This is a genomic window from Novosphingobium soli (genome assembly GCF_042432915.1).
GTDB classification, from domain to species: domain Bacteria; phylum Pseudomonadota; class Alphaproteobacteria; order Sphingomonadales; family Sphingomonadaceae; genus Novosphingobium; species Novosphingobium soli.
This window is the reverse complement of sequence record NZ_JBHLWK010000009.1, coordinates 111,710-124,161: the sequence shown is the minus strand read 5'-3', so window position 1 is coordinate 124,161 and position 12,452 is coordinate 111,710. Positions and strand designations below refer to the sequence as shown.

Below are 12,452 nucleotides of genomic sequence, written 5' to 3'. Positions count from 1 at the left end.
CCGGCTTGTTCCGCGGCTCAGCCAGTCGCATCCCCCCTCGTCGCCAGCGGGTGACGCGCATTCACCAGCGCGACGAGCCGGGCGCTGTCCACGTGCGTGTAGATCTGGGTCGTGGCGATGTCCGCGTGCCCGAGCAGCAGCTGCAGCACGCGCAAGTCCGCGCCGCCCTCCAGCAGATGCGTGGCGAAGGCGTGGCGCAGCACGTGAGGAGAGACCCGCTGCGCATCAAGCCCCGCCCGCGTCGCCAGGGCCCGCAGCAGCTGGAACAGGCGCACGCGCGTCAGGTGACCGCTCGCCCCGGTGGACGGGAACAGGAAGCGCGACTGGCTCCGCCGCACCGCCAGCCAGCGCGAGAGCGCGTGGCGCGCGCGCGTGCTCACCGGCACCATGCGCTGCTGCCCGCCCTTCCCCGTCACGTGAACGAAGGGCGCGTCCCGCGGCACCGCGGCGAGCGGCAGCGAGACCAGTTCGGTCGCTCGCAACCCCGACCCGTAGAGCAGCTCCAGCAGCGCCAGCAGGCGGATGGCATCCGGGCGTCCGGCCGCCGCTTCCTCGTCGGCCCGCGCCAGGAACTGCTCCACTTCCTCGCGGCTGAGGAGCCGAGGCAAGGGCCGGCGCAAACGCGGGCGCGGCAGCGCCCCGGAGGGATCGTCGGCCCGCAAGCCCTCGTCCACCAGGAAGCCGTAGAACTGCCGCAGCGCCGAACAGCGCCGCGCCAGGCTGGACGCCGCAAGGCCGCCCCAGGCCGAGCCCAGGCCTTCCAGCGCATCGCCGTCCGCGGTGCCGAGGTCTCCCAGCACCGCGCGCGCGGCTTCCAGGTCGCGGCGGTACGCGGCCAGCGTGTTGGCGGCCGCCCCGCGTTCGGCCGCCAGCATGTCCAGGAACCGCTCGGCGAGATCCTCGCCCGCCATCCGCCTAGACCCGCGCCACGGCCTCGGCGGCGATCATCCGGGCCTCGGCGTCCAGACCCACCTCGCGAAGGGCGGAGACGATGTGGAACAGGTAGCGCGGGGTCATCCGCTGCCATCCGTCACCCTGCATGCCGAACGCCGCCAGCAGCACCACGGTCGCCGCGTCACCGCGCGCGGCCGCGCTGTCGAGGGCCTCGGTCCAGCGCGTGGTGCCACGGATGCCGGCGCCGGTGTCGGCAGCGACGCGGTCGGCGGAGCCCGCCTCCATCCGGCCCAGCCCCGCCAGGCCGGCGACGAGCAGCGCGGTGCGCCGCTTTCCGGTACTGTCGTCCTGGTCGAGGAAACTCTCCACCGCGCCGCCGTCGACGCTGCTGACGCGGCTCGGGGCGGCCAGGACGAGGAGGCCCCAGGCAGGCGTTCCCGCGCCCACGACGCTGGACCAGCGCGAGGCATTGGCATCATAGCCGGCGGCGAGCATCGAGGCGATCAGGGCCGCCGCGCCATCGGCCAGGTCGGCGCTGGGCGCCATGCGCGCGGCCGCCGCGGCGGTCAGGACCTGCCGCCCGTACTTCTCGGACCCCGTGACGTTCCACAGCGACTGCATGGCGGCGAGCCGTGCCGCCGCGTCCTCCAGCGTATAGGCGTCGCGCAGCTTCTCGGCGCGCTGCTGCCACTCCCCGGTCACATCCGGATCGGCATAGAGCTGCGAATAGAGGTCCACCATCGCCGCATTCGACAGCACGCCGCTGGCGCCGGCGCGATCGGCTGCGGCCGCGCGGCGGGTGAGGCCCACCATCGGCGCGAGCGCGGTGACGTAGTCATAGCCGGGGCCCGCCTGTGCCATCAGCGCCGATGGCGGCTCCAGCCCGACGCCGATGGCGAGGCCGTAGCGCCAGGGCGTCAGGCCCGTCACCTTGTCCCACTCGATGGTGACGGCGCGGCGGGACTTGCCGGCAGCGCCGGCGTAGCGCTGGGCGAGCAGGAGGTCGATCTGGTCCATGGTCCCGCGGTTGCGGTCGCGGTCGAGCCGGGAAAGCGCCGCGGTGCTGTTGCCGCGGAACGCCTCGCAGATGGAGCGGGACACGCTCCAGGCCGGGTCGTCCCGCAGCGCACTCTGCGTCGCCATGACGGGGCAGAGCCCAGTGAAATCGGCGTTCCGGGCATAGACGTCGAGCACCAGCGAGGCGATCGCCGGGGTGTAGGCGGCGACGTCCATGTCCTGCAGCAGGGCGCGGGCGGCATCGGTCTCGCCCATGCGCAGCAGGAGCGAGACGCGCAGCGCCAGGAAGTCCTGCGCACTCATCCCGCTGGGTGGCGCGAGGCGCGAGGCGAGCGCCCGGCGCAGCAGGATATGCCCCCAGCGCGAGACCAGGACCCCGCGGTTGCCGGCCAGCGCCACCTGGATCAGCCGGCCGTTCTGCCCCGCCAGCGAATCCAGCGGCAGCCCGCCCTCGCTCTCGTCCAGCAGGCCCGCCTCGTCAGGCGAGCGGCGCGCCTGCGGAGGCATGTCGATCACGATCTTGCTGCCGAGGAGCGCCTCGAAATCCTCGGGCGTCATCCGCTCCAGCTCTTCGAGCGAGGGGACGCGCGTGAGCCCGCCCTCGTCCGGCGCTGCGACCGCGGCGAGCGGGCCTGGCTGCGGGAACGGGATCGCCTGCACCACGGGTGTCGAGACCGATCGCGGCGCCGCGGCCGACGTGGGACCGGCATTGGGACTGGGAGTGGGATTGGGGCTGGCCGCGGGACGCGGCGCGGCGGCGCGCGGCGGCGTGCGCGCGGGCGGCGTGCGGGTGGGCGCGGGAGCCGGTGCCGGCTCGTCGAACATCTTGGGCAGCAGGGATTCGGGCGCGTCCTGCGCGGCGGCCCAGGCGGAAGTCAGCGCGAGCGTAGCGCCCGCCAGCAGATGGACCGCTCTCACTTGGACGGTTCCGGAACCGCTACCGGGACGACGATATCCTCCACCGGACGCTCCCTGGCGTTCGTCCAGGCGGCGATTCCCAGCGCGACCAGGGCGAGAGGAACGGCAACGACGATGACTCCACGAAGCTTGCGCCTGTGCTCTATGCTCGTCACTCGCCTTCCTTCACCATGCTTGCGCTGCGACCTAGCGCAACTATAGGCGATGGGGCAATGGACGTTCAACAGACCCGGTTTTCCGCGCAGGAAATCGCGGCGCTCGCGCGCCGCATCGACCGACCGATCGTGCTCGTCGGCATGATGGGGGTCGGCAAGTCCAGCGTCGGAAAGCGCCTGGCGTCGCTGCTCGACTGTCCCTTCGTGGACGCCGACGACGAGATCGAGCGCTCCGCGCAGATGACCATTCCGGAGATCTTCGACACCTTCGGCGAAGCCTACTTCCGCGACGGGGAGCGCCGCGTCATCGCCCGCCTGATGGCGGAGCGCGATGCCGCCGGGAACCGGGACGGTTCCAACCGCATCGTCATCGCCACCGGGGGCGGCGCCTTCTGCAATCCCCAGACCCGCGCGCTGATCCTGGAGAAGGCGATCACCGTGTGGCTGGACAGCGACGTCGACACGCTGGTGGAGCGCACCGCCCGCAAGGACAATCGGCCGCTGCTGCGATCGGGATCCCCACGCGAGATCCTCGGCCGCTTGCGCGACGAGCGGGCGAGCGACTATGCGCTGGCTCCGATCCACGTGCTGAGCAGCAGCGGGCCGCACGTCCAGACGATCAACAAGGTCCTGCAGGAAATCTCGCGATGGCTGTAATCCCCGTCGACATCGCCGCGCGGCCCTACGAGGTGCGCGTGGGCGCCGGCCTGCTGGCCGAGATCGGAGCGCAGTGCCGCGGGCGCCTGCGCAAGCCGCGCGTCCCGATCGTCACGGATGCCCATGTTCATGCCGCCTGGGGCCAGGTGGTCGAGGCCTCGCTGCGCGAAAGCGGGCACGAGCCGCACTGGCGCATCCTGGCGCCCGGCGAGCAGACCAAGTCGTGGGAGGAGCTCGCGGCCACGGTCAACTGGCTCCTCTCGCTCGAGGTCGAGCGCGGGGACCACGTGATCGCGCTCGGCGGCGGCGTCATCGGCGACCTGACCGGCTTCTGCGCGGCGATCCTGAAGCGGGGATGCCACTTCATCCAGGCGCCCACCACGCTCCTGGCGCAAGTGGATTCGAGCGTGGGCGGGAAGACCGCCATCAACACGCCGGCCGGCAAGAACCTGGTCGGTGCGTTCCACCAGCCCTCGCTGGTGCTGGCCGACCTCTGCGCGCTGGAGACGCTGCCCGAACGCGAACTGCTGGCGGGCTATGCCGAGGTGGTGAAGTACGGGCTGATCGACGATGCCGCGTTCTTCGCCTGGTGCGAGAGCAACGGCACGGCGATGATCGCGGGCGACGACGGGCTGCGCGAATACGCCGTGGCGCACTCGGTCTCGGCCAAGGCGCGCATCGTGGCGCAGGACGAGTTCGAGACCACCGGCCGCCGCGCGCTGCTCAATCTCGGCCACACCTTCGGCCATGCCCTGGAGGCGGAGACCGGCTTCGGCGCGCGCCTGCTCCATGGCGAGGCGGTGGCGCTGGGCATGGTGCTGGCGGCGCGCTACTCGGCGCGCCAGGGGCTCATGCCGCTCTCCGAAGCCGAGCGCATCACCCGCCACATCGGCGGCATCGGCTTGCCGGCGGACCTGCGCCGGCTCGGCCTGGCCTGCGACGGCGCGGTGCTCGTGCGCCACATGCTGCACGACAAGAAGATGGACGCGGGCACCCTGCCCTTCCTGCTGATGCGCGGGATCGGCGAGACCTACCTCGACAAGCACGTCTCGTTGGACGACGTCAGCGCGTTCCTCGACGACGAACTGGCGCGCGCTCCCGCCTGACACACGCTCCCCCGCCCTGGGCGTGATCGCGCGGCGCGTCGTCCCGTGCCTGAAACTCGGCGAGGCGCCGATTCCCGCGGAGCGCCCGCCGCCCCCGGACGTTTGCCCAAGACAGGTCCTCGGAAGGTTCGCGTCGTCACGCTGGCCGGGGGGCCGGATGCATCCCGAGCGAACCGCAGGATGCAACGGAAGGCGGCAGGCTGATCGGTCTGCCGCCTTTTCCACGAGGCCGCTCCGAAGGCTCGCCCCTCAGCCGAATACGGCGACCGACTGGATGCCCGCCATCGCGGGAGCGCCCGCGGCGTTCCACTGCAGGATGTGCTCGCTGGCGCCGCCGCTGCGGGCGAACGCGCTGGTCGAGCGGATGAGCCACCAGCCATCGGGTGCCGGCCGCGGGTCCAGCATGTTCACGTGCCAGTGCATCGAGCTGATCGGCACGCGGAAGGACAGCAAGGGCAGTACGGCGGTCGGCAGCGCATCGCCGCAGAGCAGGCACTCCACCGCAGGGTCGAGCCCGTCCCTCTCGCGGACGCGGACCCACCAGCACAAGTCCGCAGCCCCGAGCGACGCCTTGGGCAGCGCGAACCGCGCCTCGAAATGGTGGCGCAGGAAGGCGGGGGCATGGTCCATCGGCACCGGCTTGGCGGCGTCCACCGGCACGAGCCCTCCGGGGACGGGGTACTCGTCGATCGCGAGCGCGCTCTCGATCGGGCGCATGAACACGAAGCTGGCGGAGAACCCGATGCCCTGCTCGCCCGACAGCTCGGCGGCGATCCAGGTGGCGTTGCGGCCCCGGCGCAGCACGCGGGCGCGCGCCTCGATCCGTCCGGCCAGCGGCGCGATCATGGCGAGCTGGGCCGAGCGCAAGGGTGCCAGCTCCGGATCGATCCGCTGCGCCGCCGCGAGCGCCAGCGCCGAAGTCAGCCCGCCGTAGGCGGTCCGGCCCTGCAGCCAGTCGTCGGGGATCACCAGCGCGAAGCCGTCGTCGCGCGGCTCGGCCCCGGCGAGCATGTCCGCCAGCCCCGGCATCAGAACAGCCGCGATCCGTCCGGCACGCGCTTGTCCGGCGAGAAAAGCGTCACCCGCCCCTTCTCGTCCGCGAAGCCCAGCGTCAGCACTTCGGACAGCGCCTTGCCGATCTGGCGGACGGGGAAGTTCACCACCGCGGCGACCTGACGCCCGACGAGCTCCTCCGGCGCATAGAGCGCGGCCACCTGGCCGACGCTCTTCTTCTCGCCCACGCCGGGGCCGAAGTCGATCCGCAGGCGGTAGCTGGGCTTGCGTGCGCCCTCGTGGACCTCGGCCGCCAGGATGGTGCCGACGCGGATGTCCACCTTGAGGAAGTCGTCGAAGGCGATCGTCTCGCCGGCCGGCGCGGCCGGGTCGTGGTCGAGGTGCATGTCACTCCATCTCGAGGATGATCGCGTCCACCGCCAGGCTCTCGCCCGCCTTGGCGTTGACGGACTTCACCACGCCCGCCTTCTCGGCGCGCAGGATGTTCTCCATCTTCATCGCCTCGACCACCGCCAGCGGCTGACCCGCCTCGACCTTGTCGCCCTCGCCCACGTTCAGCGAGACGAGCAGGCCCGGCATGGGGCAGATCAGGTACTTCGAGAGATCCGGCGGGATCTTCTCGATCATGTGCTGGGTGAAGCGGGCGATGTGCGCGGGCAGGCAGGCGACCTTGTGGATCGCGCCGCGGGTGGTCATGCGAAAGCCGGTGCGGGTGGTCTCCAGCTTAACCGTCAGGTCCTCGCCGTCCACCTCCGCGTCGACGAAGCGGTCTCCCGGGGTGTACTCGAGCGCAAGGTCGACTTCCGTGCCGTTCACCGTGACCACGTCCTCGTCGAGCGCGACTGCGTAAGTGCCGCCGTCGATGGTGACCGTCCACTCGGCCGGAGGATCGAGCGGTGCGCCCAGCTGCCCTTCGACGCGGCGCGAGCGGTCGGCGCGCGCCGTGGCGACGAAGGCCGCGACGGCGGCGAGCTTCACCTTCAGGTCGTCCGACGCGGGCGCGCCGGTGAAGCCCTCGGGGTATTCCTCGGCGATGAAGCCGGTCGTCAGCTCGCCCGAGCGGAAGCGCGGGTGCTGCATGATGGCCGACACGAAGTCGATGTTGTGGCCCAGCCCCTCGATCTCGAAGGCGTCGAGCGCGGCGACCTGCTTGTCCGCCGCTTCGTCGCGAGTCTCGCCCCAGGTGATGAGCTTGGCGATCATCGGGTCGTAGAACATCGAGACCTCGCCGCCCTCGTAGACGCCGTCGTCGACGCGCACGCCGTCCACGCCGCGGCGCCCGTTCTCCGCGCCGTCGTCGGTCCAGCCTTCCACCGGCGGATTGTAGCGCGACAGGCGCCCCGTCGAGGGCAGGAAGCCGCGGTACGGATCCTCGGCATAGACGCGGTTCTCGATGGCCCAGCCGTCGATCTTCACGTCGTCCTGCGTCATCTGCAGCGTCTCGCCCGCGGCGACGCGGATCATCTGCTCGACGAGGTCGACGCCGGTGATCGCTTCGGTGACGGGATGCTCCACCTGCAGGCGGGTGTTCATTTCAAGGAAGTAGAAGCTCTCGCCCGTCGGGTCGGCGCCCGAGACGATCAGTTCCACGGTGCCGGCCGAGTAGTACCCCACCGCGCGCGACAGCGCGACGCACTGCTCGCCCATCGCCTTGCGCATCGCCGGGGTGACGAAGGGCGACGGCGCCTCCTCGACCACCTTCTGGTGGCGGCGCTGGATCGAGCACTCGCGCTCGTTCAGGTAGAGGATGTTGCCGTGCTTGTCGCCGAGGATCTGGATCTCGATATGGCGCGGGTTGAGGATGAACTTCTCGATGAAGACGCGGTCGTCGCCGAACGAGTTCAGGCCTTCGCGCTTCACGCTCTCGAAGCCCTCGCGCACGTCCTTTTCGTCGTAGGCCAGGCGCATGCCCTTGCCGCCGCCGCCGGCCGAGGCCTTCATCATCACCGGGTAGCCGATCTCGTTCGAGATGCGCACCGCGTGCTCGGTGTCCTCGATCTCGCCGACGAAGCCGGGGACGACGTTGACGCCCGCCTGCTTGGCGAGCTTCTTGGATTCGATCTTGTCGCCCATCGCTGCGATGGCGCCGACGGGAGGGCCGATGAACTCGATGCCCTCTGCGGCCAGCGCCTCGGCGAACGAGGTCCGCTCGGACAGGAAGCCGTAGCCCGGGTGGACGGCCTCGGCGCCCGTCTGCTTGCAGGCGGCAATGATTTTGTCGGCAATGAGATAGGACTGCGCGGCGGGCGCGGGACCGATGTGAACCGCTTCATCGGCCATCTGCACGAACGGAGCGCGCGCATCCGCATCGGAATAGACCGCAACTGTCTTAATGCCCATGCGGCGGGCCGTCTTGATGACACGGCAGGCGATCTCGCCCCGGTTGGCAATCAGGATTTTCTTGAACATGGCACCTCGAACCCCCATTCGGGATCTTGCTTGTTGTCGGTCGGGAACAGGAACTGCAGCGCCTGCGGCGAAAGCACGTGATAGGCGGTTGCGTGGGTGAGGTCCGGACGTGGGACCAGGCATACGAGCGGCCCACCTGCACTGGCCACGGCTCGGGCAGCCTGCGACGTCTCGGGCCCCTCGTTGGAATAGGTGAGGTACAGCCCCCCTCGCGCCGGCTTGCCTGCAAGAAGACCGGCGGCGGCGCCGGCAAGCCGGCCATCGTCCCACCACAGGCTTGCGTCGATCGCGGCATAGCGACCGAACAGGCCGGGTTCGCGCAGCCAGGTCTCGACGATGAACAGCCCGGCGAGCGATTCGCCGATGACGCCATCGTGCCCGTTGGTGCGGTACGTCGCCGCGACGAGAGGCTTCACCGTGTCGCGCAGGAAAGCGCGAAAGGCGGCGGACTGCCCGGCAGTCGGGTACTGCTCATGTTGCGCCGCATTGCCGGGGCTGCCGATCAGTTCGGCCCGCCGGTCCTTGCTTTCGATGCCGACGACGATGACCGGCTCGGACCGACCCCATACGGCCCCGAGCGCGGTGGTCCCGGCAACGTGGAGGAAGTCCTGCGAAAGGCCGCCATCTATGACGTAAAGGACGGGGTAGCGCTTGTTTCCAGCCGCGTAGCCTTCGGGGAGGTAGACGTTGACCTGGCGCTGGTCTCGCTTGGTCAAGGAAACGAGGTGCGTTTCGCCGATCGTGATCGGCTGTGCGGCGGACGGCGCCGCGGACGGTGCGGCAGGCGCAACGCCCGGCGCAAGAAGAAGGCAGGACAGCGCCAGCAGCCTTGGTCCTGCCCGAACGATCACTCGGCGGCTTCCAGCTTGGCGCAGCCCTTGGGCATGCGCTGGGCTTCGACCTGAGCGGGCGTCAGTTCGATCGCCATCGGTTTGAGGCCAAGGCGCGCGAACATCGCGAGGTCGTTGTCATCGCCGGCGTTGGGCGCGGTGAGCAGCTTGTCGCCGGTGAAGATCGAGTTCGCGCCGGCCATGAAGCACATCGCCTGCGTCATCTCCGACATCGATTCGCGACCTGCCGAGAGGCGCACCATCGAGCCCGGCATCGTGATGCGCGCGACCGCGACGGTGCGCACGAATTCTACGTCATCGATCTTGGCCAGCGGCGTGTCGGCCAGCATGTCGCCCAGCACGGTGCCCTTCACCGGCACCAGCGCGTTGACCGGCACCGACTGCGGGTGATCCGGCAGTGTGGCGAGCGTGTGGATGAAGCCGACGCGATCGGCGCGCGTCTCGCCCATGCCGACGATCCCGCCCGAGCACACGTTGATGCCTGCCATGCGCACGTTCGACAGGGTGTCGAGGCGGTCGTCCATCGTGCGCGTGGTGATGACCTGGTCGTAGCGCTCGGGGCTCGTATCGATGTTGTGGTTGTAGTAGTCGAGGCCCGCCTCGCTGAGCATGTCGGCCTGCTCGGGCGTCAGCATGCCCAGCGTCATGCAGGTTTCCATGCCGAGCGCGCGCACGCCCTTCACCATCTCGATGATGGCGGGCATGTCGCGGTCCTTGGGGTTGCGCCAGGCCGCGCCCATGCAGAACCGGGTCGAGCCCTGATCCGCCGCCTGCGCCGCGCGCTGAAGAACCTGCTGGACCTCCATCAGCTTGGTCGCCTTGACCCCGCTCTCGGCATGGACCGACTGCGAGCAGTAGCCGCAATCCTCCACGCACCCGCCGGTCTTGATCGAAAGCAGTGTGGAAAGCTGCACTTCGTCCGCCTTGTGGCTGGCGCGATGGATCTCGGCGGCGCGGAAGACCAGCTCGGGAAACGGCAGGTCGAACAGCGCCGCGATCTCCTCGCGGGTCCAGTCGTTGCGGGGGGTGGTGGCGGGGGTTTCGGTCATCATCATTCCTCAGCTGGCATAAGCCAGCCGGCGTCATACGCGCCGACGCAGCCCTGATCCAGCGTCCGCATCACTCCGCCGCCTGCAGCTCGGAGCCGAGCGGGGGCATGTTGTGGCCGAGCAGCCGCAGGACGTCCGCCGCGCATTCCACCACATTGGAACCCGGCCCGTAGATTCCCTGGACGCCCGCGTTGCGCAGGTATTCGTAGTCCTGCGGCGGAATGACGCCCCCGGCGATGACCTTGATGTCGCTGCGCCCCTGCTCGCGCAGTTGGCGGATGAGCTCCGGGATCAGCGTCTTGTGCCCTGCCGCGAGCGAGGAGGCGCCCACCACGTCGACCCCGCTCTCCAGCGCCAGCACGACGGTCTCTTCGGGCGTCTGGAACAGCGGCCCGGAGACGACCTCGAAGCCCATGTCGCCGAAGGCCGAGGCGATGACGTTGGCGCCGCGGTCATGGCCATCCTGGCCCATCTTGGCGACCAGCAGCTTCGGCTTGCGGCCGAGGCGGCGCTCCACCGCGGCCACGCCGTCGAGCACCTGCTGCCAGCGGCTGTCCCCCTCGTAGGGCGCGGAATAGACGCCCTTCACCGGGGTCGGCTGAGTGCCGTAGCGCGCGAAGCTCTCTTCCATGGCCGAGCTGATCTCGCCGAGCGTGGCACGGGCGCGAGCGGCCTCGACCGCATGGGCGAGGAGGTTGGTCTCGATCGACTGCGGCGCGGCAGCGGCCTTGCGCAGCGCATCGAGCGCGGCCTGGCAGGCGGCTTCGTCGCGCTCCGCCTTCACCTTTTCGATGCGGGCGATCTGGGCCTCGCGCACCTTGGTGTTGTCCACCTCCAGCGTCTCGAGCAGGTCCTCGTTGGCGAGGCGGTACTTGTTGACGCCGACGATGACGTCGTCGCCGCGGTCGACGCGCGCCTGGCGGGCGGCAGCCGCCGTCTCGATCATCGCCTTGGGCCAGCCCGCGGCGACGGCCTTGGCCATGCCGCCCTCGGCCTCGACGCGGTCGATGATCGCCTGCGCCTCGTCCACCAGCTGCTGAGTGAGCGCCTCGACGTAGTAGGAGCCGCCGAGCGGGTCGACCACCTTGGTCATCCCGGTCTCTTCCTGGATGATGATCTGGGTGTTGCGGGCGATGCGGGCCGAGAAGTCGGTCGGCAGCGCGATCGCCTCGTCCAGCGCGTTGGTGTGGAGCGACTGGGTCCCGCCCAGCATCGAGGCCATCGCCTCGATCGTGGTGCGAATGACGTTGTTGTAGGGGTCCTGCTCGGTCAGCGAGACACCCGAGGTCTGGCAGTGGGTGCGCAGCATCTTGCTGCGTTCGCTCTTCGCGCCCAGCTTGGTCATCGCGCGATGCCAGAGCACGCGCGCGGCGCGCAGCTTGGCCACTTCCATGAAGAAGTTCATGCCGATGGCGAAGAAGAACGACAGGCGCCCGGCGAAGTTGTCCAGATCGAGGCCGGAGGCCACGCCATAGCGGGCATACTCGATGCCGTCGGCGATGGTGAAGGCCAGTTCCTGCACCTGCGTCGCCCCGGCTTCCTGCATGTGGTAGCCGGAGATCGAGATCGAGTTGAACTTGGGCATCTCGCGGCTGGTGTAGCCGAAGATGTCCGAGATGATCCGCATGCTGGGTTCGGGCGGGTAGATGTAGGTGTTGCGGACCATGAACTCCTTGAGGATGTCGTTCTGGACCGTGCCGTCGAGCAGCTTGCGATCGACGCCCTGTTCCTCGCCGGCGACGATGAAGAAGGCCAGGATCGGGATCACCGCGCCGTTCATGGTCATCGAGACCGACATCTGGTCGAGCGGGATGCCGTCGAACAGGATCTTCATGTCCTCGACCGAGTCGATGGCGACGCCCGCCTTGCCGACGTCGCCGACGACGCGGGGATGGTCGCTGTCGTAGCCGCGATGGGTGGCGAGGTCGAAGGCGACCGACAGGCCCTTCTGCCCCGCCGCGAGGTTGCGGCGGTAGAAGGCGTTGGATTCCTCGGCGGTGGAGAAGCCCGCGTACTGGCGAATGGTCCAGGGCCGGCCTGCGTACATCGAGGCGCGCACGCCGCGGGTGAAGGGCGCGAAGCCGGGCAGGCCCGGATCCACGGCCACGTCCTCGGCCGTGTAGAGCGGCTTGACGGCGATGCCTTCAGGCGTCTGCCAGGTCAGGTCCTTGCCCTTGACCTCCTTCGCCGCCGCCGCCTGCCAGTCGTTGATGTCTGCCATTACCCAATTCCTTCGACCCCTCTCTCCGTCCGGGGGAGAGGATAAGAAGGCTTGCCAGCTTGCTGGCTAGCCGTAGGTGGAGAGGAGAACCCTCTCCGCTGCGACTAGGCCCGCTGCGCAGGCCCAGGTCTCGCGCCCCCTTCCCCGCAGGAGAGAGGGCC

The 12,452-nt window shown here is 69.8% G+C and carries 10 protein-coding genes; 2 read left to right on the top strand and 8 right to left on the bottom strand.

Annotation, left to right across the window (positions count from 1 at the left end):
• Positions 1-17: 17 nt before the first annotated feature.
• A complete protein-coding gene (locus tag ACFFJC_RS06015; RefSeq protein ID WP_379486592.1) occupies positions 18-911 on the bottom strand; it encodes a tyrosine recombinase in 894 nt (297 codons plus the stop codon).
• A gap of 4 nt (positions 912-915) precedes the next feature.
• Positions 916-2,829, bottom strand: a complete 1,914-nt coding sequence (locus ACFFJC_RS06010) for a hypothetical protein (protein WP_379486591.1) — start codon at positions 2,827-2,829, stop codon at positions 916-918.
• Between the two features lie 212 nt (positions 2,830-3,041).
• Here ACFFJC_RS06010 and ACFFJC_RS06005 point away from each other — a divergent pair, with 212 nt between their 5' ends.
• Both ACFFJC_RS06005 and aroB read left to right on the top strand, forming a co-directional pair.
• Entirely contained in the window at positions 3,042-3,641 is a 600-nt protein-coding gene (locus ACFFJC_RS06005) for a shikimate kinase (protein ID WP_379486590.1), read from the top strand.
• A complete protein-coding gene (gene aroB / locus ACFFJC_RS06000) occupies positions 3,632-4,747 on the top strand; it encodes a 3-dehydroquinate synthase (protein ID WP_379486589.1) in 1,116 nt (371 codons plus the stop codon). Before ACFFJC_RS06005 ends, aroB begins: the two co-directional genes overlap by 10 nt.
• Positions 4,748-4,996: 249 nt before the next feature.
• On the opposite strand, the gene ACFFJC_RS05995 is transcribed toward aroB, so the two are convergent.
• The 6 genes from ACFFJC_RS05995 to scpA all read right to left on the bottom strand — a co-directional run bounded on the left by ACFFJC_RS05995 (position 4,997) and on the right by scpA (position 12,291).
• Positions 4,997-5,776 carry a thioesterase family protein gene (locus ACFFJC_RS05995; RefSeq protein ID WP_379486588.1) on the bottom strand — a complete coding sequence of 260 codons (780 nt, stop codon included), beginning with the start codon at positions 5,774-5,776 and terminating at the stop codon, positions 4,997-4,999.
• A complete protein-coding gene (locus ACFFJC_RS05990; RefSeq protein ID WP_379486587.1) occupies positions 5,776-6,147 on the bottom strand; it encodes a tRNA-binding protein in 372 nt (123 codons plus the stop codon). Before ACFFJC_RS05990 ends, ACFFJC_RS05995 begins: the two co-directional genes overlap by 1 nt.
• A gap of 1 nt (position 6,148) precedes the next feature.
• Complete coding sequence (locus ACFFJC_RS05985) at positions 6,149-8,170, bottom strand: ATP-binding protein (protein WP_379486586.1); 2,022 nt, start codon at positions 8,168-8,170, stop codon at positions 6,149-6,151.
• The gene (locus tag ACFFJC_RS05980) at positions 8,152-8,886 is read right to left on the bottom strand and encodes an alpha/beta hydrolase (protein WP_379486585.1); all 735 of its coding nucleotides are present in this window, start codon (positions 8,884-8,886) and stop codon (positions 8,152-8,154) included. The genes ACFFJC_RS05985 and ACFFJC_RS05980 overlap by 19 nt, the downstream gene beginning before the upstream one ends.
• A gap of 131 nt (positions 8,887-9,017) precedes the next feature.
• The gene (gene bioB / locus ACFFJC_RS05975; protein WP_379486584.1) at positions 9,018-10,070 is read right to left on the bottom strand and encodes a biotin synthase BioB; all 1,053 of its coding nucleotides are present in this window, start codon (positions 10,068-10,070) and stop codon (positions 9,018-9,020) included.
• Between the two features lie 70 nt (positions 10,071-10,140).
• Positions 10,141-12,291 (bottom strand): methylmalonyl-CoA mutase, encoded by a 2,151-nt coding sequence (gene scpA / locus ACFFJC_RS05970; RefSeq protein ID WP_379486583.1) that lies wholly within the window; start codon positions 12,289-12,291, stop codon positions 10,141-10,143.
• Positions 12,292-12,452 lie beyond the last annotated feature (161 nt).

Bases quoted from the DNA above. Each gene is read 5' to 3' on its own strand.
- ACFFJC_RS06015 (WP_379486592.1), bottom strand. From the start codon at position 911: ATGGCGGGCGAGGATCTCGCCGAGCGGTTCCTGGACATGCTGGCGGCC.
- ACFFJC_RS05990 (WP_379486587.1), bottom strand. From the start codon at position 6,147: ATGCACCTCGACCACGACCCGGCCGCGCCGGCCGGCGAGACGATCGCC.
- ACFFJC_RS06005 (WP_379486590.1), top strand. From the start codon at position 3,042: ATGGACGTTCAACAGACCCGGTTTTCCGCGCAGGAAATCGCGGCGCTC.
- aroB (WP_379486589.1), top strand. From the start codon at position 3,632: ATGGCTGTAATCCCCGTCGACATCGCCGCGCGGCCCTACGAGGTGCGC.
- ACFFJC_RS05995 (WP_379486588.1), bottom strand. From the start codon at position 5,776: ATGCCGGGGCTGGCGGACATGCTCGCCGGGGCCGAGCCGCGCGACGAC.
- bioB (WP_379486584.1), bottom strand. From the start codon at position 10,070: ATGACCGAAACCCCCGCCACCACCCCCCGCAACGACTGGACCCGCGAG.
- ACFFJC_RS05985 (WP_379486586.1), bottom strand. From the start codon at position 8,170: ATGTTCAAGAAAATCCTGATTGCCAACCGGGGCGAGATCGCCTGCCGT.
- scpA (WP_379486583.1), bottom strand. From the start codon at position 12,291: ATGGCAGACATCAACGACTGGCAGGCGGCGGCGGCGAAGGAGGTCAAG.